We start from the raw sequence: 19877 nt of genomic DNA on the forward strand, positions 1-19877 counted from the left end.
ATTTTCAATGATCAGTCTGATTGCAGCGCTGGCGGTAGACCGCGTTATCGGCATGGAAAACGCCATGCCGTGGAACCTGCCTGCCGATCTCGCATGGTTTAAACGTACGACGTTAAACAAGCCGGTAGTGATGGGCCGCCTGACCTGGGAGTCGATTGGTCGTCCATTGCCAGGGCGTAAGAATATTGTGATCAGTAGCCAGCCGGGCACAGACGATCGCGTTCAGTGGGTTAAGTCCGTTGATGAAGCGATTGCCGCCTGCGGTGATGCCGAAGAGATCATGGTCATCGGCGGCGGTCGTGTTTATGAGCAGTTCCTGCCAAAAGCGCAGAAGCTGTATCTGACCCACATTGATGCGGAAGTGGAAGGGGATACGCATTTCCCGGATTACGATCCGGATGAGTGGGAGTCCGTGTTCAGCGAGTTTCACGATGCGGATGCGCAAAACTCACACAGCTACTGCTTCGAAATTCTGGAACGTCGTTAACGGTTTTATCCTCTCCCGATGGGAGAGGATAAACATCCTCAGGAAGCGACCGCTTCACCCTCACCTAAGTCCAGCTGTCGGTTGGATGGCTGCACAAAGTAAGCTTTATCTTCCCAGCGTAAGCAGGTTAAATCCCCACCCCAGCAGCATCCGGTATCCAGCGCATAGATATTTTCCGGCGTACCTTTCCCTTCCAGCGAGGCCCAGTGGCCAAATACCACGCTGTATTCATTCGTCACGGGGCCCGGAATGGCAAACCACGGCTTAAGCGGCGCAGGGGCATTTTCCGGCGTATCTTTGCAATACATATCCAGCTGCCCGTTCGGGAAGCAGTAGCGCATCCGCGTAAACGCATTGGTGATAAAACGCAGTCGCGCCAGGCCGCTGAGGTCATCACTCCAGTTGTTCGGCATGTCGCCGTACATCGCATCGAGGAAGAACGGATAGGAGTCGCTCGCCAGCACCGCTTCCGCGTCGCGCGCGCAGGTTTTTGCCGTCTCAAGATCCCACTGAGGCGTGATGCCGGCATGGGCCATCACCAGTTTTTTCTCTTCGTCAATCTGGAGCAGCGGCTGGCGACGCAGCCAGTTGAGCAACTCGTCGGCGTCCGGTGCTTCCAGCAGAGGGGTAATACGATCTTTCGGCTTATTACGGCTGATCCCGGCGTATACGGCCAGCAAATGCAGATCGTGGTTGCCCAGCACCAGCCGCACGCTGTCGCCCAGAGATTTGACATAGCGGAGGACGTCCAGCGAGCCTGGACCGCGCGCCACTAAGTCGCCTGTGAGCCAGAGCGTGTCCTGCCCGGGAATAAAGTCGACCTGTTTTAATAATGCGATCAGTTCATCGTAGCAACCGTGAACGTCGCCAATCAGATATGTAGACATTAGATTAATGAATAAGTGTAGGTACGGCGAGACGGAATACGGGAATGGCAATGCGGAAGGCATTACCGTCGGCATCGACCATTTCGTAATGGCCCTGCATGGTGCCCAGCGGCGTTTCAATTACCGCGCCGCTGGTGTACTGATACTCTTCGCCAGGGGCGATATGAGGTTGTTCACCGACCACACCTTCACCCTGGACTTCAATTTCGCGGCCATTGCCGTTGGTGATAAGCCAGTAGCGCCCGAGCAGCTGCACGGGCATCCGCCCCAGATTGCGAATGGTTACGGTATAAGCAAAGACAAAACGTTCTTCATCCGGTGTGGATTGGGACTCAATGTAGACGCTTTGAACCTGAACACAGACGCGGGGCGAATCAATCATGGCTTAGCTCTCCTTCGGCGGCGCATTGTCGCTGATGTAATTAGCCAGCTTGCAGTACTGCTCAACGGAAATATTTTCCGCACGCATTGCCGGGTCGATACCCAACTCAGCTAACACGTCAACGGTAAACAGATTGCCAAGGCTGTTACGAATCGTTTTACGACGCTGGTTAAAGGCTTCAGTGGTAATACGGCTCAGCACACGCAGGTCTTTGACCGGGTACGGCATCGTTTTGTGCGGCACCAGGCGTACCACCGCAGAATCCACTTTTGGCGGCGGCGTGAACGCGGTAGGCGGTACTTCTAATACCGGGATCACGTTGCAATAATATTGCGCCATCACGCTTAAACGACCATACGCCTTACTGTTCGGCCCTGCAACCAGACGGTTAACGACCTCTTTTTGCAGCATGAAGTGCATGTCGGCAATGGCATCAGTATAGCTAAACAGATGGAACATCAGCGGGGTGGAGATGTTGTACGGCAGGTTACCGAACACGCGCAGCGGCTGGCCCATTTTTTCTGACAGTTCGCCGAAGTTCATGGTCATCGCATCTTGCTGATAAATCGTCAGCTTCGGCCCGAGGAACGGATGCGTTTGCAGACGCGCGGCCAGATCGCGGTCAAGTTCGATAACGGTCAGTTCGTCAAGGCGTTCGCCTACCGGCTCGGTCAGCGCGGCAAGACCCGGGCCGATTTCGACCATGGCCTGGCCTTTCTGCGGATTAATGGCAGAGACGATGCTGTCGATCACGAACTGATCGTTGAGAAAGTTTTGCCCGAAGCGTTTACGGGCTAAGTGGCCCTGATGGACTCGATTAGTCATTGAGTATTAACAATCATTTTGATGGCGAGATTAAGCGCCGTAATAAAACTGCCGACATCCGCTTTTCCCTGGCCTGCCAGATCAAGCGCAGTACCGTGGTCAACGGACGTTCGAATAAAGGGTAAACCGAGGGTGATATTCACCCCGCGGCCAAAGCCCTGGTATTTTAGCACGGGCAGACCCTGATCGTGGTACATCGCGAGCACGGCGTCAGCATTATCCAGGTATTTGGGCTGGAAAAGGGTGTCGGCAGGCAATGGCCCGCTGAGGTTCATCCCCTTCGCCCGCATCTCCTCAAGTACCGGAATGATGGTGTCGATCTCTTCGGTGCCCATATGTCCGCCCTCACCCGCGTGCGGATTCAGGCCACAAACCAGCACATGCGGCTGCGGAATGCCGAATTTGGTTTGCAGATCGTGATGCAAAATGCCGATGATCTCACGCAGGAGTTCAGGCGTAATGGCATCCGGAATGGCTTTGATGGGCAGGTGAGTCGTAACCAGCGCAACGCGCATTTCTTCGGTTGCCAGCATCATGACCACTTTCGGGCTGTGCGAACGCTCTTCGAAAAATTCGGTATGCCCGGTAAATGGAATGCCCGCGTCGTTGATTACGCCTTTATGCACCGGACCGGTGATCAGGGCGGCAAATTCGCCCTTCAGACACCCGTCACAGGCGCGCGCCAGCGTCTCGACAACGTAGTGGCCGTTTTCGGTGTGTAACTCACCGGGGACAACAGGTGCACGAAGCGGAACAGAGAGCAGGGTGAGGGTGCCAGCCTGCTGCGGTGCGGGCTGTTGGCCTTCAACGTATGGGATGAGCGTTAAAGGCAGACCGAGCAAGGCTGCCCGGTCTTGTAACAGTGTTGCATCAGCGCAGACAACCAGCTCGACTGGCCAGCTACGCTGGGCGAGCTGAACCACAAGGTCAGGCCCAATCCCGGCGGGTTCGCCGGGAGTGATCGCAACACGATGCGGCTTCATCAGTTGCTCAGGACCTTCACGTAAGCGCTGGCGCGTTGTTCCTGCATCCAGGTTGCGGCTTCTTCAGAGAACTTACGGTTGAACAGCATACGATACGCTCGGTCTTTCTGTGCCGCGTCGGTTTTATCCACGTTGCGGGTGTCCATCAGCTGGATCAGATGCCAGCCGAAGGAGGAGTGCACTGGTGCGCTCATCTGGCCTTTGTTCAGCTTCATTAACGCATCGCGGAAAGCCGGATCGTAAATATCGGCTGCCGCCCAACCCAGGTCGCCGCCCTGGTTAGCAGAGCCAGGATCCTGAGAGAACTCTTTTGCCGCTTTATCAAAGGTGGTTTTACCGCTCTTGATGTCTGCCGCGATCTGTTCCAGCTTCGCACGGGCCTGATCGTCAGTCATGATCGGAGACGGTTTAAGCAGGATATGACGCGCGTGAACTTCGGTGACGGAAATGTTCTGGCTCTGGCCGCGCAGATCGTTCACTTTCAGAATGTGGAAGCCCACACCGGAACGGATAGGACCGACGATGTCGCCTTTCTTCGCCGTGCTCAGCGCCTGTGCAAACAGGGATGGCAGCTCCTGAATACGTCCCCAGCCCATCTGGCCGCCTTTCAGCGCCTGCTGATCAGCAGAGTACGTGATGGCCAGCTTGCCGAAGTCATCGCCATTCCGCGCCTGCTCAACGATAGCGCGCGCCTGGCTTTCTGCCTCAGCCGCCTGATCGGAGGTTGGGTTTTCCGGCAGTGGGATCAGGATGTGGCTCAGGTTAAGCTCGGTGCTGGCATCATTCTGATTACCCACCTGTTTTGCCAGAGCTTCCACTTCCTGAGGCAGGATGGTGACGCGGCGACGGACTTCATTATTACGCACTTCTGAAATCAGCATCTCTTTACGGATCTGATTACGGTAGGTGGCATAGCTGATGCCGTCATAGGCCAGGCGGCTACGCATCTGATCCGGGGTAATGTTGTTCTGCTTTGCGATGTTGGCGATCGCCTGATCGAGCTGCTCGTCAGAGATCGTCACGCCCATTTTCTGGCCCATTTGCAGGACAATCTGATCCATGATCAGACGTTCCAGGATCTGGTGGCGCAGCGTGGCGTCATCCGGAAGTTGTTGACCTGCTTCGCCCGAGTTGAGCTTTACAGATTTCATCAAACCGTCAACGTCACTTTCAAGCACGACGCCGTTGTTAACCACAGCCGCGACTTTATCGACAACCTGTGGGGCCGCGAAGCTGGTATTCGCAACCATAGCGACACCGAGTAGCAGCGTTTTCCAGTTCTTCATACTTTTTCCATTTCAATTAACCGCAAAGCGGATTACGTTGTAAATCAAGCACATTACAATGAACTACGATACGGCAGAATGTTCGAGCGCAGCATCTGCTGCGTGCCCAGACCGTAGTTAGAACTCAGGCCGCGCAACTCGATATTAAAGCCAATCACGTTATCGTATTTGCCCTGACTGTTTTGCGTATCCCAGCCGTTAAGTTTGCGTTCGTAACCGACACGTATTGCGTAACAGCAGGAGTTATATTGCAGACCTAACATCTGGTCGGCAGGTTTTTGGGCATTCGTGTCATAGTAGTAGGCCCCGACGACTGACCAGCGATCGGCGATCGGCCAGCTCGCGGCAGTACCTACCTGTGAAATACCGTCTTTGTATTGGTCCGTATTCGCATAGTTAGGCAGCGTCGCCTGGATATACTCCGGGCTGGCGTAACGATACGTCAACTGCAACATACGGTCTTCATCACGACGATACTCAATGGCAGCGCTGCCCGTCGCGATATTGTCCAGTCGTGTATCGTACTGAACACCACCGCGCAGACCCCAACGATCCGTCATGCGCCAGTAGGTGTCGCCTGCCCATACCAGTGAGCCCGTTTTGTTGTCTTTCTCCCAGTTAATGTCGTCATCACCGGTACGAGACTCGGTGAAATAGTAGATTTGACCAACAGAAACGTTAAAACGTTCAACGGCAGCATCATCATAAACGCGCGTTGTGACGCCGGTCGTTAACTGGTTAGCAGACGCAATACGGTCAAGGCCGCCGTAGGTACGGTCACGGAACAGGCCGCTGTAGTCTGATTGCAGGAAAGACGAGTCGTAGTTTTGAATTTTGCTCTGATCGCGATAAGGCACGTAGAGATACTGCATACGCGGCTCAAGCGTCTGGGTGTATCCATCGGCGAGAAGACCCATATCACGTTCGAAGATCAGCTTTCCGTCCATTTTGAACTGCGGAAGCGTACGGTTTACCGACTCTTCAAGATCGGTGCCATAGCGTTTGTTATACCAGTCCAGATTCTTCTGCTGGTAGTGGGTGGCCATCAACTTGGCTTCGGTGTTCAGGCTCGCCCAGTCGTTTGACCATGGCAGATTGATCGTCGGCTCGATATGCAGACGCGTTGATTCCGGCATATCCGAGTTGGTGTTGACGAAATGAACCGCCTGAGCATAAACGCGCGTGTCGAACGGACCCACATCGTTCTGATACCAGTTTACGTCCAGCTGCGGCTCTGCACCGTAGGTACTTTTCGATTGCGTATCAAATACCTGGAACTGCTTGGTCGACACGGTGGCGTCGAAGTTCTCAATGGCGTAGCCCACGCTGAATTTCTGCGTGGCGTAACCGTCGGTACTGGACCCGTATTTAGAGTCAAAGTCGTTGAAGTAATACGGATCGCTGACCTTGGTATAGTCGACGTTGAAGCGCCATACCTGATCCAATACCCCGGCGTGCTTCCAGTAGTACATCCAACGGTGCTTATCGCCTTCGGAAGGATGCTCGTCCTGGAACACTTTATCTGATGGCAGATAATCAAATTCCATCAGACCCGCGCCCGCCTTGGTCAGATAGCGGAACTCGTTCTCCCACATGATATTACCGCGCTTGTGGATATAGTGCGGCGTGATCGTGGCGTCCATGTTGGGCGCAATGTTCCAGTAGTACGGCAGGTAGAACTCAAAGTAGTTCGACGTGCTGTACTTGGCGTTCGGGATCAGGAAGCCCGAACGACGTTTGTCGCCCACCGGCAGTTGCAGGTAAGGACTATAGAAAATTGGCACCGGGCCAAGCTTGAAGCGGGCGTTCCAGATCTCGGCGACCTGTTCTTCACGGTCGTGGATCACTTCACTGCCCACGACGCTCCAGGTATTTGACCCTGGCAAACAGGACGTAAACGTGCCGTTTTCGAGAATGGTGTAGCGGTTTTCGCCGCGCTGCTTCATCAGGTCTGCGGTTCCGCGACCCTGACGACCCACCATCTGGTAATCACCTTCCCAGACGTTGGTATCTTTCGTATTCAGATTGGACCAGGCTTTCGGACCTTTCAGGATGACCTGATTGTCGTCATAGTGCACATTACCCAGCGCATCCACCGTACGGACAGGCGCCTGGGCACCTTCCGGTTGCTTCTGGTGCAATTGCACTTCGTCAGCCAGCAGACGGCTGTTTCCCTGGTTAATATCGACATTGCCCGTAAAGGTCGCGTTGTCAGGATAATTACCTTTTGCGCTGTCGGCATTAATGGTGACGGGTAAGTCATTCGTATCGCCTTTCACCAGTGGGCGATTGTAACTTGGGACGCCAAGCATACACTGCGAGGCGAGATCGGCTGCGAGCCCCTGTTGGCTATACAGGGCGGTGCCAATCATTGTGGCCAGAAGGGTGGGGATACGTTTTTTCATACGTTGTATTTTATTGTTCCGTCATCAGTGGCTACGGCTTACAAACGCTCAGAGACTATCTTACTCATCAGCGCAGTACCAGCGTTAATCCTGCCCGTTTGCGCGCCAGAGTGTTAGGCTCGCTATCGAATGACGAGTATGATAATGCAAATTATAGGCGATGTCCCTCAATTGACCGTGGCGCGACCACTGTAATGATGGCGTTGCGTCGGCCAGGAACATGACCATTCGGGGAGTATATGCAGTATTGGGGTAAAATAATCGGCGTTGCGTTCGCAATTATTATGGGTGCCGGATTCTGGGGCGTCGTTCTTGGCCTCATTATCGGCCATATGTTTGATAAGGCACGCAGCCGCAAAATGGCCTGGTTTGCCAATCAGCGCGAGCGCCAGTCACTCTTTTTCTCCACCACCTTTGAGGTGATGGGGCATTTAACCAAATCAAAAGGGCGCGTAACGGAAGCCGACATTCAGGTCGCCAGCGTCTTTATGGACCGCATGAATCTGCACGGTGAATCACGCATCGCGGCGCAGAATGCGTTCCGGATTGGTAAATCAGATAACTACCCGCTGCGAGAAAAAATGCGGCAGTTCCGTAGCATCTGTTTCGGGCGCTTTGATTTAATTCGGATGTTTCTGGAAATTCAAATCCAGGCCGCTTTCGCGGATGGCTCTCTGCATCCGAATGAACGGGACGTCTTATACGTGATTGCCGAAGAGCTGGGCATCTCCCGCATGCAGTTCGACCAGTTCCTGCGCATGATGCAGGGTGGTGCGCACTTTGGCGGCGGTTATCAGCAGCAATCGTCCGGCGGCGGCTGGCAGCAGGCGCAGCGTGGCCCTACGCTTGAAGATGCCTGTAACGTCCTCGGCGTGAAGCCGTCTGACGATGTCACGACCATCAAACGCGCGTATCGTAAGCTGATGAGCGAGCACCATCCGGATAAGCTGGTGGCGAAAGGCCTGCCGCCAGAGATGATGGAGATGGCGAAACAGAAAGCGCAGGAAATCCAGAAAGCCTACGAGCTGATTAAAGAGCAGAAAGGTTTTAAATAAAAAAAGGCCCGACACAGCGTCGGGCCTTTTTTTCAGAAGTCCACCGGGGCTTTGAATGTCATGGTGTTGCCGAAAGCAGGGTGGGTGATGGTGAGCGTCTGCGCATGCAGTTGCAGGCGCGGCGCTAACGCCAGCGCTTCCGGCGGCGCATAAAATCTGTCTCCCAGAATGGGGTGACCCATCGCCAGCATATGCACGCGCAGCTGGTGGGAGCGCCCGGTAATCGGCTTCAGCAGGACGCGGGCGGTGTTATCCGGCGCGTACTCCAGCACTTCATACTCGGTTTGCGCGGCCTTGCCGGTTTCATAACACACCTTCTGCTTTGGCCGGTTCGGCCAGTCGCAAATCAGCGGTAAATCCACCAGCCCTTCCGCCTGCGCCGGATGGCCCCACACGCGGGCGACATACTGCTTCTTCGGCTCGCGCTCGCGGAACTGACGCTTAAGCTCGCGCTCCGCGGGTTTATTCAGCGCCACCACAATCACACCGCTGGTGGCCATATCCAGACGATGGACAGACTCGGCCTGCGGATAATCGCGCTGAATGCGCGTCATCACGCTGTCCTTGTGCTCATCCAGACGGCCCGGCACGGACAACAAGCCGCTTGGCTTGTTGACCACCATAATGTGCTCATCCTGATACAGAATGACCAGCCACGGATCCATCGGGGGATTGTAGGGCTCCATTACCATCTTGCGCTCCGCTTACTGATGCGTCACAACGATAAGGCGCAGGGCGTCGAGACGCCATCCCGCCTGATTCAGGCTTTCCAGCACCTGCTGACGGTTGCTCTCAATCGCGGCCAATTCATCGTCACGAATGTTCGGGTTCACCGCTTTCAACGCTTCCAGACGCGACAGTTCAGCTGACAGCTTCTCGTCGGCTTCGCTGCGCGCCGCATCGATCAGCTCTCTGGCCGCTTTTTCGGCCTGAGCTTCACCCAGTTGCAGGATGGCATGCACGTCCTGCTGCACCGCGTTCACCAGCTTGCTGCCGGTATGGCGGTTGACCGCGCTCAGCTGGCGGTTGAAGCTTTCAAACTCCACCTGGCCGGCCAGGTTCGTACCGTTTTTATCCAGCAGCAGACGCACCGGCGTTGGCGGCAGGAAGCGGTTAAGCTGAAGCTGTTTCGGCGCCTGCGCTTCCACAACGTAGATCAGCTCCACCAGCAGCGTGCCCACGGGCAACGCTTTGTTCTTCAACAGGGAGATGGTGCTGCTGCCGGTATCGCCGGAGAGGATCAGATCCAGACCGTTGCGGATCAGCGGGTGCTCCCAGGTGATGAACTGTGCGTCTTCGCGGGACAGCGCCACATCACGCTCAAAGGTGATGGTGCAGCCATCTTCCGGCAGGCCCGGGAAATCCGGCACCAGCATGTGATCGGACGGGGTCAGCACGATCATGTTCTCGCCGCGATCGTCCTGGTTAATGCCGACGATGTCGAACAGGTTCATGGAGAAGCTGATCAGGCTGGTGTCGTCGTCCTGTTCTTCAATACTTTCGGCAAGCTGTTGCGCTTTTTCACCGCCGTTGGAGTGGATCTCCAGCAGGCGGTCGCGCCCCTGCTCCAGCTGGGCTTTCAGCGCGTCGTGCTTCTCGCGACAGGATTTGATCAGCTCATCAAAGCCGTCGGTATTTTCCGGCGCCGCGAGATAACCGATCAGATCGCTATGCACCTGGTCATAAATGGTGCGGCCCGTCGGGCAGGTATGTTCAAACGCATCCAGACCTTCGTGATACCAGCGAACCAGAACGGACTGGGCGGTTTTCTCCAGATACGGAACGTGGATCTGAATGTCGTGCGCCTGACCGATACGATCCAGACGGCCGATACGCTGCTCCAGCAGATCCGGGTTAAACGGCAGATCAAACATCACCAGATTGCTGGCAAACTGGAAGTTACGGCCTTCAGAACCGATTTCGGAGCACAGCAGAACCTGTGCGCCGCTGTCCTCTTCACCAAACCAGGCCGCAGCGCGGTCGCGCTCGACGATGGACATGCCTTCGTGGAACACGGCGGCGCGAATACCTTCACGCTCGCGCAGAACCTGTTCCAGCTGAAGCGCGGTGGCGGCTTTGGCGCAGATCACCAGCACCTTCTGGGAACGGTGCGCGGTCAGGTAGCCCATCAGCCACTCCACGCGCGGATCGAAGTTCCACCAGGTACCGGTGTCGCCTTCAAATTCCTGATAAATCTGCTCCGGGTAGAGCATGTCGCGCGCGCGATCTTCCGCCGATTTACGGGTGCCCATGATGCCGGAGACTTTAATCGCGGTCTGATACTGGGTAGGCAGCGGCAGCTTGATGGTGTGCAGCTCGCGTTTCGGGAACCCCTTCACGCCGTTACGGGTGTTGCGGAACAGCACGCGGCTGGTGCCGTGACGATCCATCAGCATGTCGATCAGCTCTTTACGCGCGGATCCGGCGTTATCGCTGTCGCTGTTCGCGGCCTGAAGCAGCGGCTCGATATCCTGCTCGCCAATCAGATCGCTCAGGGTGTTGAGTTCATCATTAGAGAGACGATTACCTGCCAGCAGCAGCGCGACGGCATCCGCTACCGGACGGTAGTTTTTCTGCTCTTCAACAAACTGCTCAAAATCGTGGAAACGGTTTGGGTCGAGCAGGCGCAGACGGGCGAAGTGGCTCTCAAGACCCAGCTGCTCCGGCGTTGCGGTCAGGAGCAGAACCCCCGGTACGCGCTCCGCAAGCTGCTCGATCGCCATGTATTCGCGGCTTGGCGCATCTTCGCTCCAGACGAGGTGGTGGGCTTCGTCGACGACCATCAGATCCCATTCAGCGTCGCACAGATGCTCCAGGCGCTGCTTGCTGCGGCGCACGAAGTCCAGGGAGCAAATCACCAGCTGTTCGGTTTCAAACGGGTTGTCCGCGTCGTGCTGGGCTTCGGCATAACGCTCGTCGTCGAACAGGGAGAAGCGCAGGTTAAAGCGGCGCAGCATCTCGACCAGCCACTGGTGTTGCAGCGTTTCCGGCACCACAATCAGCACGCGCTCGGCAGCGCCAGAGAGCAGCTGCTGGTGCAGGATCATGCCGGCTTCGATGGTTTTACCCAGGCCCACTTCGTCAGCCAGCAGCACGCGAGGCGCATGGCGACGGCCCACGTCATGGGCGATGTTCAGCTGATGGGGGATCAGGCTGGTACGCTGACCGCGCAGGCCGCTCCACGGCATGCGGTACTGTTCACTCTGGAACTTACGCGCGCGGTAGCGCAGGGAGAAGCGATCCATTCGGTCGATTTGCCCGGCAAACAGACGGTCCTGCGGCTTGCTGAACACCAGTTTGCTGTCGAGCAGCACTTCACGCAGGATGACGTTCGTCTCGTCGGTATCAAGGCGCGTTCCGATGTAGGCGAGCAGTCCATTCTCTTCTTTTACGTCTTCAACCTTTAGCTGCCAGCCGTCATGGCTGGTCACGGTATCACCCGGATTGAACATTACGCGGGTAACAGGGGAGTCATTGCGAGCGTACAGGCGGTTTTCACCGGTAGCAGGGAAAAGGAGGGTAACCATGCGCGCATCGACGGCAACGACGGTTCCTAATCCAAGTTCGCTTTCTGTATCGCTGATCCAGCGTTGACCAAGTGTAAAAGGCATAGTTGTTCGGCTCTAATCTTTAATTGCAGGCAATAGTTCGACCCCCGTCAAAAAATACGGTCATCGAAAAATGGGTCCGGGAATGGAAAGGGCGCTATGGTACTGGATGGCAACGGTTTCGTCACGCGTCAAAATAGCCCAAGTTGTCCTGTCACTAGTGTAGCAAAGTCGTCGTCGATGAACGGTAAAATTCCCTCCGCAACCGGCTGAAGCTGGCGGGTCAGGTAGTGATCGTAATCGAGAGGCGACTGTTGATAATCAACGGGTTCCGGTCCGTTCGTCGTCCAGACGTATTTTATCGTCCCCCGGTTCTGATACTGCGGTGCGCGTCCCCGACGAACGTTCTCTTCGTCCGCCAGCCGCGCGGCGCGCACGTGAGGGGGAACGTTACGCTGGTACTCCACCAGCGGGCGGCGCAGGCGTTTGCGATACACCAGCTGGTCATCCAGTTCACCCGCCATCAGGCTGGCAATGGTGTCGCGCACGTAATCCTGATAAGGCTCATTGCGGAATATTCGCAGGTAGAGCGACTGCTGGAACTGCTGTGCCAGCGGCGTCCAGTCAGTGCGCACCGTCTCCAGCCCCTTAAACACCATCCGCTGCGCTTCACCTTCCTGAATCAGCCCGGCGTAGCGCTTCTTGCTGCCCTGGTCAGTTCCGCGAATGGTTGGCATTAAAAAGCGGGTGAAATGGGTTTCAAACTCCAGCTCTAACGCGCTGGTTAACCGCTCTTTTTGCAAACTTTCGCGCCACCAGTCGTTCACAAAGGCGACCAGATCTTTGCCGATTTGCGCGGCGTCGTCTTCCGAATGGGCAGCTTTCAGCCAGACAAAGGTGGAGTCGGTATCGCCATAAATGACGTCATAGCCCCGGGATTCAATCAGCGCTTTGGTCTGGCGCATAATCTCGTGCCCGCGCATGGTGATGGACGACGCCAGACGCGGATCAAAGAAGCGGCAGGCGCTGGTACCCAGCACGCCGTAAAAGGCGTTCATAATGATTTTCAGCGCCTGCGAGAGCGGTTTGTTGCCGTGGCGTTTCGCCTCGTCGCGGCCGTGCCAGATGTTTCCCACGATTTCCGGCAGGCAGTGTTTTTCGCGCGAGAAGCGTGCCCCGAGAAAACCTTCGGTGCTGTGTTCATCATCTGGCTGCGCCATCCCTTCCACCAGCCCTACCGGGTCAATCAGGAAGGTGCGGATAATCGACGGGTACAGGCTTTTATAGTCCAGCACCAGAACCGAGTCATACAGCCCGGGCCGAGAATCCATCACGTAGCCGCCGGGGCTGGCTTGCGGCGGCACGTCGCCAAGGTTGGGTGCGACGTAGCCCGCGCGATGCATTCGTGGGAAATAGAGGTGGCTGAAGGCGGCTACCGAGCCGCCGTGCCTGTCGACCGCCAGGCCGTTCACCGTCGCGCGCTCCAGCAGGAACGGCATGATCTCGGTTTTGTGGAAAATCTGCGTCACCAGCTCGCAGTCCTTCAGGTTATAGGTGGCGAGCGCCGGCTTATCCTGGTTAAAGCGCCGGTCAATCTCGTCCATTCTGTCCCAGGGATTGTCGATGGATTTCCCTTCGCCGAGCAGCTCCCGGGCGACCGCTTCGAGGGAGAATGACGAGAAGTTCCAGAAGGCGGATTTCAGCGCCTCGATGCCGTCGAGAATCAGGCGACCATTGGCCTGGGCAAAGAAAACGCCGTTCTTGAAACCGTGCTCACGCCACTCCAGCTCGCTGTTGCCGCGTCCCAGTATTAAGGGAATGCGGTAACGTTCGGCATGTTTTTGCAGCACGCGCAGGTCAAACTGGACGACGTTCCAGCCTATTAGCACGTCTGGATCGTGCTCGGCAAACCACTGGTTAAGCTTCTCCAGGAGCTGCGGGCGGCTGCTGACGTACTCAAGCTGAAAATCCAGCGTGGACGCATCGCCGTTCGGCGGCCCGAGCATATAGACAACCCGCTGCCCACAGCCTTCCAGGCCAATGCAGTACAGTTCGCCGTGACGGGTGGTTTCGATGTCCAGGGAAACCCACTTTAGCGGCGGGCGATAATTCGGGTTAGGCTTGAGGCGCGCGTTCACGAGACTGCCATTCTGTTCCGCGCCATCCACCCAGACGGGCGCGGTGATAAACCGCTCCATCAGAAAACGTTCCGGCGGGCGAATGTCCGCTTCGTAGAGCGTTACGCCCGCTTCGCGCAGTAGCTTTTCGTAGCGCATCAGCTGGCGATGGGCGCGGCAGTAAAGGCCATACACCGGCTGACGGTGGAAATCTTTTAGCTCAAGAGGGGTGAGGCGCCAGCCGTTTTCACCGCGCAGCAGCTGCTTTACCTTCTCGACGTGGCCTTCAGGGATAAACGCCACGGACTCCTGAGGCGGCAGGGTAACGTGCAGCGGGCCGTTATCCGTCGCCAGCCAGAACGCAACCTCGGTGCCCTGAGGAGTATCCCGCCAGTGTCGGGTCAGTAAAAAGCCTTCTTGCGCCTGTGCCACGCTGCGATCCCACAAAACAAAACCAGGCCTGATTATAGCCTGGTTGAGGGGTGTTTGCTGGGGTTTTATACAGTGCCTGTTTTGCCGGATGGCGCTGCGCTTATCCGGCCTACAGGATCCGTAGGCCCGGCAAGCGCAGCGCCACCGGGCAATGATTTACTGCCCGTAGTACGCCTTCGCGCCGTGCTTGCGCAGATAATGCTTATCCAGCAGGGTTTGCTGCATATCCGGCAACTGCGGCGCCAGCTGGCGGCAGAAGATCCCCATGTAGGCGACTTCCTCCAGCACTATCGCGTTATGCACCGCGTCTTCCGCGTTTTTCCCCCAGGCAAACGGACCGTGGGAGTGCACCAGTACGCCGGGCATTTGCGCCGCGTCGATCCCCTGTTTTTCGAAGGTTTCGACAATCACATTACCCGTTTCCCATTCGTACTCACCGTTAATCTCCGCATCGGTCATCAGACGCGTGCAGGGAATGGTGCCGTAAAAATAGTCCGCGTGGGTGGTGCCGGTGGCCGGAATGGACTGGCCCGCCTGCGCCCAGATGGTCGCGTGACGCGAATGGGTATGCACGATGCCGCCGATGGTCGGGAAGGACTGATACAGCAGGCGATGAGTCGGCGTATCGGATGAGGGCTTTTTGTTGCCTTCGACCACTTCACCCGTTTCGATGCTGACCACGACCATATCTTCTGCGGTCATCACCGTGTAATCCACGCCCGAAGGCTTGATCACGAATACCCCTTTTTCCCGGTCAACGGCGCTGACGTTGCCCCAGGTCAGGGTCACCAGGTTATGTTTTGGCAGCGCCAGGTTAGCTTCAAGTACCTGACGTTTGAGATCTTCTAACATGGTTGTCTCCAGTGCCGGATGGCGCTTCGCTTATCCGGCCTACAGGATCGTAGGCCCGGTAAACGCAGTGCCACCGGGCATTGCGTACTTAGCGTTTTGAACCGTAATAGACTTCGTTCCAGCGCAGCGCGTCTTTAAAGGCTGGCAGACGGGTGTCGTTATCAATCACGGTCAGCTCGATGTCGTGCAGCTCGGCAAACTGACGCATATCGTTCAGGTCAAGCGCATGGCTGAAGACGGTGTGGTGCGCGCCACCCGCCAGGATCCACGCCTCTGACGCGGTTGGCAGGTCCGGCTGCGCTTTCCACAAGGCATTGGCGACCGGCAGCTTCGGCAGAGAGTGCGGGGTTTCAACCGCATCGACGCAGTTCACCAGCAGGCGGAAGCGGTCGCCGAGGTCGATCAGGCTGGCGTTGATGGCCGGGCCGGTACGGGTGTTGAAGATAAGACGGGCCGGATCCGCTTTGCCGCCAATGCCGAGGTACTGCACGTCAAGGATCGGTTTCTCTTCAACCGCGATGGAGGGACACACTTCCAGCATGTGCGAGCCGAGCACCAGATCGTTGCCGTTCTCGAAGTGGTAGGTGTAGTCCTCCATAAAGGAGGTGCCGCCCTGTAGACCGGTCGACATCACCTTCATGATGCGAAGCAGAGCGGCAGTTTTCCAGTCGCCTTCGCCCGCAAAGCCGTAGCCCTGCTGCATCAGACGTTGTACTGCCAGACCCGGCAGCTGTTTCAGGCCGTGCAGGTCTTCAAATGTAGTGGTAAAGGCGTGGAAGCCGCCCTGTTCCAGAAAACGCTTCATGCCCAGCTCAATGCGTGCGGCATCCAGCACGTTCTGGCGCTTGTCGCCGTTAACTTGCGCCGCAGGCGTCAGGCGGTAGCTGCTTTCATATTCATCTACCAGCGCGTTAACATCACCCTCGCTGATGTCATTCACTACCTGCACCAGGTCGCCCACCGCCCAGGTGTTGACGGAGAAACCAAACTTGATCTGCGCGGCCACTTTGTCACCGTCGGTGACCGCCACTTCGCGCATGTTGTCGCCAAAACGCACCACCTTCAGGTGACGGGTGTCCTGCTTAGAGACCGCCTGACGCATCCAGGAGCCAATGCGTTGTTGTGCCTGGCCGTCCTGCCAGTGGCCGGTTACCACGGCATGCTGCTGGCGCATGCGCGCGCCGATGAAGCCGAACTCGCGGCCGCCGTGCGCGGTCTGGTTCAGGTTCATGAAGTCCATGTCGATGCTGTCCCACGGCAGGGAGGCATTGAACTGAGTGTGGAATTGCAGCAGCGGTTTGTTGAGAATTGCCAGGCCGTTGATCCACATTTTGGCCGGTGAGAAGGTGTGCAGCCACACCACCAGGCCGGCGCATTTGTCGTCGTAGTTGGCATCACGGCAGATGTTGGTGATTTCGTCCGGCGTCGTACCCAGGGGCTTCAGCACCAGTTTGCACGGCAGTTTGGCTTCCGCGTTCAGGGCATTCACAACGTGCTCCGCATGTTTCGTCACCTGCTGCAACGCTTCCGGCCCGTACAAATGCTGGCTGCCAATCACAAACCACACTTCATAATTATTAAAAATGGTCATTATCGTGTCCTTAATGTGTCAGGGTTGCCGTAGTGTCCGCGGTACTTTTGGCCGGGGCGGCGACAGGGAGATAGTGAAGTTCGGCGCTTTTTGCCCATTGCTGGTAGCGCTGATAAAGCTGTTCAAAGCGTTGTGCCTGCTGAGGCTGCGGCTGGAGCGTACTTTCGACGGCGCTCGCCATATGCTGTTGCGCGGTCGGGATATCCGCATGCACGCCTGCGGCCACGGCGGCGAAAATCGCGGCGCCCAGCGCACAGCACTGATCGGAGGCCACTATTTGCAGCGGACGGTTCAGCACGTCGCAGCAGGCCTGCATAATCACCGGGTTTTTACGGGCGATACCGCCCAGCGCCATCACGTTGTTCACGTCGATGCCCTGTTCGGTGAAGCACTCCATAATGGCGCGCGCGCCGAACGCGGTGGCAGCAATCAGGCCGCCGAACAGCGCGGGCGCGTCGGTCGCCAGGTTGAGATCGGTAATCACCCCTTTCAGGCGCTGGTTCGCGAACGGCGTGCGGCGTCCGTTGAACCAGTCCAGCACCACCGGAAGGTGGTCGAGAGACGGATTTTTTGCCCAAGCTTCGGTGAGCTGCGGCAGGAGCTGTTTTTTGCTCGCCATAATCTGTGTTTTCAGCTCAGGATGCGCGGCAGCCAGCAGATCCAGCGGCCAGCCGAGCACGCGGCCAAACCAGGCGTAGATATCACCAAACGCGGACTGACCGGCTTCAAGGCCGATAAAGTCCGGCACCACGCTGCCGTCAACCTGGCCGCAGATGCCTTTTACCGCGCGGTCTCCGACGCTGGCCTTATCTGCCGTCAGAATGTCGCAGGTGGAGGTGCCAATCACTTTCACCAGCGTGTTAGGCTGCGCACCCGCGCCCACGGCGCCCATGTGGCAGTCGAACGCGCCGCCGGAAATGGTCACGTTTTGCGGCAGGCCGAGACGCGTCGCCCACTCTTCGCAGAGCGTGCCGACCGGAATATCGGCGGTGAAGGTGTCGGTAAAGAGCGGGTATGTCAGGTTTTTGTTGATGATCGGGTCAAGCTCATCGAAGAACGCTGCCGGAGGAAGACCGCCCCAGCCTTCATGCCACAGGGATTTATGTCCGGCGCTACAGCGGCCACGGCGGATATCCTGCGGGCGAGTGGTGCCGGAGAGCAGGGCGGGCACCCAGTCGCACAGTTCAATCCATGATGCCGCGGCCTGGGCGACCGAAGCGTCCGCGCGGGTAACGTGCAGGATTTTGGCCCAGAACCACTCGCTGGAGTAAATCCCGCCGATATAGCGTGAGTAGTCGGTCTTGCCCGGCTGATGGCATAAACGCGTGATGGCTTCCGCCTCTTCCACGGCGGTATGGTCTTTCCACAGCACAAACATGGCGTTCGGGTTATCGGCAAACTCCGGGCGCAGCGCCAGTACGCGGCCTTCGGCATCGACAGGGGCAGGCGTTGAGCCAGTGCTGTCGACGCCAATCCCCACGACGTCGGCCCGCTGGGCGTCCGTCAGTTCAGCCAGCACGGTTTTGATCGCCGCTTCCATCGATTCAATGTAATCGCGCGGGTGGTGACGGAACTGGTTGTTTGGCGCATCGCAGTAGCGCCCCTCTTGCCAGCGCGGATACCACTCAACGCTGGTTGCTATCTCCTGGCCAGTCGTACAGTCCACTGCCAGCGCGCGAACCGAGTCGCTGCCAAAATCGAGGCCAATTGCAATTGCCATGGTGTTGCTCCATCCGAAACAGGTATGGAAGAACATTAGAGACTGGGGACAAAAATCGTCAGGCAGGATCCGCTAATCTTATGGACTAAATTGCTGTAGCAACGGAAAGTGTGACGCCGTGCAAATATTCAATGTGGACATTTCTGCCGCACTTATAGACACTTTTGTTACTGCTTCTCTGCCCGTGTCGGCAGAAAAATCAGGGGAAAAGGCTGAAACATGGCGGACGTAAAAGAGGCGTGATGCTTTTTGGATCTTTTCGCAGGCCATTTTTATACTGCTTTTAACGATATGGACAAATGGTTTCCTTCAGGACCCTTTGGAGAACTGAATCTATGGCCGAACCGCAAAACGATCCCCTGCTGCCGGGATACTCATTTAACGCCCATCTGGTGGCGGGGCTGACGCCAATTGAGGCCGAGGGGTATCTCGATTTTTACGTCGACCGACCGCTCGGCATGAAAGGGTATATTCTGAACCTGACCGTACGCGGGGAAGGGGTGATCAAAAACGGCGATCGGCAGTTTGTTTGCCGCCCGGGCGATATGCTGCTGTTCCCGCCGGGGGAGATCCACCACTACGGGCGCCACCCGGATGCCAAAGAGTGGTATCACCAGTGGGTCTATTTCCGCCCGCGCGCCTACTGGCAGGAGTGGCTCTCATGGCCGGCTATTTTCGCGCAAACCGGTTTTTATCGTCCGGATGAGGCGCATCTGGCGCAGTTTCGTGAACTGTTCGCACAAATTATTGAGGCGGGGCAGGCGGGCGGGCGCTATGCCGAGCTGCTGGCGATCAACCTGCTTGAGCAGGTGCTGCTGCGCCGCATGGAGGCGATCAACGAATCGCTTAACCCGCCGCTGGATAACCGCGTCCGTGATGCCTGCCAGTACATCAGCGACCATCTGGCCGACAGCCAGTTTGATATCGCCAGCGTTGCCCAGCACGTCTGTCTTTCGCCGTCTCGCCTGTCACACCTGTTCCGCCAGCAGCTTGGCGTGAGCGTGCTCAGCTGGCGTGAGGATCAGCGCATCAGCCAGGCGAAACTGCTGCTCAGCACCACCCGAATGCCTATCGCCACCGTCGGACGTAACGTGGGCTTTGAAGATCAGCTCTATTTCTCTCGCGTGTTTAAGAAGTGCACCGGCGCCAGCCCCAGTGAATTTCGCGCGGGATGTGAATAATCGGTAAAAAAAGCTAAACATACAGGTGAACTCAGAAAGCACCCTGTAAACTATTCAGACAATTGTTGCCTTGACGCGGTGCAGGGCGCTAAGCAGAATCGCTGATTCGTTTTCTGACCGGAATAG

Annotated in this window: 15 protein-coding genes; 3 read left to right on the forward strand and 12 right to left on the reverse strand. The window is 57.0% G+C overall.

The window, feature by feature from the left end:
• Positions 1-7: 7 nt before the first annotated feature.
• Entirely contained in the window at positions 8-487 is a 480-nt protein-coding gene (gene folA / locus E0L16_RS07755) for a type 3 dihydrofolate reductase (RefSeq protein ID WP_003856431.1), read from the forward strand.
• Between the two features lie 38 nt (positions 488-525).
• On the opposite strand, the gene apaH is transcribed toward folA, so the two are convergent.
• The 6 genes from apaH to lptD are packed head-to-tail and all read right to left on the reverse strand — an operon-like array spanning position 526 to position 7255.
• Entirely contained in the window at positions 526-1374 is an 849-nt protein-coding gene (gene apaH, locus E0L16_RS07760; RefSeq protein ID WP_063867432.1) for a bis(5'-nucleosyl)-tetraphosphatase (symmetrical) ApaH, read from the reverse strand.
• A 4-nt stretch (positions 1375-1378) separates the two neighbouring features.
• A complete protein-coding gene (gene apaG, locus E0L16_RS07765; RefSeq protein ID WP_003856425.1) occupies positions 1379-1756 on the reverse strand; it encodes a Co2+/Mg2+ efflux protein ApaG in 378 nt (125 codons plus the stop codon).
• A 3-nt stretch (positions 1757-1759) separates the two neighbouring features.
• Entirely contained in the window at positions 1760-2581 is an 822-nt protein-coding gene (gene rsmA, locus E0L16_RS07770; RefSeq protein WP_063450688.1) for a 16S rRNA (adenine(1518)-N(6)/adenine(1519)-N(6))-dimethyltransferase RsmA, read from the reverse strand.
• Positions 2578-3564: a 4-hydroxythreonine-4-phosphate dehydrogenase PdxA gene (gene pdxA / locus E0L16_RS07775; protein WP_063450687.1), complete on the reverse strand. Its 987-nt coding sequence runs from the start codon at positions 3562-3564 to the stop codon at positions 2578-2580. The genes rsmA and pdxA overlap by 4 nt, the downstream gene beginning before the upstream one ends.
• On the reverse strand, positions 3564-4850 hold the full coding sequence (surA, locus tag E0L16_RS07780) for a peptidylprolyl isomerase SurA (protein ID WP_063867433.1): 1287 nt from the start codon (positions 4848-4850) through the stop codon (positions 3564-3566). Before surA ends, pdxA begins: the two co-directional genes overlap by 1 nt.
• A gap of 53 nt (positions 4851-4903) precedes the next feature.
• Positions 4904-7255: an LPS assembly protein LptD gene (gene lptD / locus E0L16_RS07785; protein WP_063867434.1), complete on the reverse strand. Its 2352-nt coding sequence runs from the start codon at positions 7253-7255 to the stop codon at positions 4904-4906.
• A gap of 239 nt (positions 7256-7494) precedes the next feature.
• Here lptD and djlA point away from each other — a divergent pair, with 239 nt between their 5' ends.
• Positions 7495-8310: a co-chaperone DjlA gene (gene djlA / locus E0L16_RS07790; RefSeq protein ID WP_102750036.1), complete on the forward strand. Its 816-nt coding sequence runs from the start codon at positions 7495-7497 to the stop codon at positions 8308-8310.
• A 32-nt stretch (positions 8311-8342) separates the two neighbouring features.
• Here the strand turns inward: djlA and rluA are convergent, their stop codons facing one another.
• From rluA to araB, 6 genes are all read right to left on the reverse strand, one after another.
• On the reverse strand, positions 8343-9002 hold the full coding sequence (gene rluA, locus E0L16_RS07795) for a bifunctional tRNA pseudouridine(32) synthase/23S rRNA pseudouridine(746) synthase RluA (RefSeq protein WP_131636662.1): 660 nt from the start codon (positions 9000-9002) through the stop codon (positions 8343-8345).
• A gap of 12 nt (positions 9003-9014) precedes the next feature.
• Positions 9015-11921 (reverse strand): RNA polymerase-associated protein RapA, encoded by a 2907-nt coding sequence (gene rapA, locus E0L16_RS07800; RefSeq protein WP_131636663.1) that lies wholly within the window; start codon positions 11919-11921, stop codon positions 9015-9017.
• A 128-nt stretch (positions 11922-12049) separates the two neighbouring features.
• The gene (gene polB, locus E0L16_RS07805) at positions 12050-14407 is read right to left on the reverse strand and encodes a DNA polymerase II (protein ID WP_131636664.1); all 2358 of its coding nucleotides are present in this window, start codon (positions 14405-14407) and stop codon (positions 12050-12052) included.
• Positions 14408-14563: 156 nt separating this feature from the next.
• The gene (gene araD, locus E0L16_RS07810) at positions 14564-15259 is read right to left on the reverse strand and encodes an L-ribulose-5-phosphate 4-epimerase (RefSeq protein ID WP_063867439.1); all 696 of its coding nucleotides are present in this window, start codon (positions 15257-15259) and stop codon (positions 14564-14566) included.
• 88 nt (positions 15260-15347) lie between these two features.
• Positions 15348-16850 carry an L-arabinose isomerase gene (gene araA / locus E0L16_RS07815; protein ID WP_063450678.1) on the reverse strand — a complete coding sequence of 501 codons (1503 nt, stop codon included), beginning with the start codon at positions 16848-16850 and terminating at the stop codon, positions 15348-15350.
• A 10-nt stretch (positions 16851-16860) separates the two neighbouring features.
• Positions 16861-18570, reverse strand: a complete 1710-nt coding sequence (gene araB, locus E0L16_RS07820; RefSeq protein WP_112791995.1) for a ribulokinase — start codon at positions 18568-18570, stop codon at positions 16861-16863.
• Between the two features lie 335 nt (positions 18571-18905).
• Here araB and araC point away from each other — a divergent pair, with 335 nt between their 5' ends.
• Positions 18906-19751, forward strand: coding sequence for an arabinose operon transcriptional regulator AraC (gene araC / locus E0L16_RS07825; RefSeq protein WP_028015490.1), 846 nt, complete (start codon positions 18906-18908; stop codon positions 19749-19751).
• The last annotated feature ends 126 nt before the right edge of the window (positions 19752-19877 follow it).

It is taken from the genome of Enterobacter quasihormaechei (assembly GCF_004331385.1).
Classification (GTDB): Bacteria; Pseudomonadota; Gammaproteobacteria; order Enterobacterales; family Enterobacteriaceae; genus Enterobacter; species Enterobacter quasihormaechei.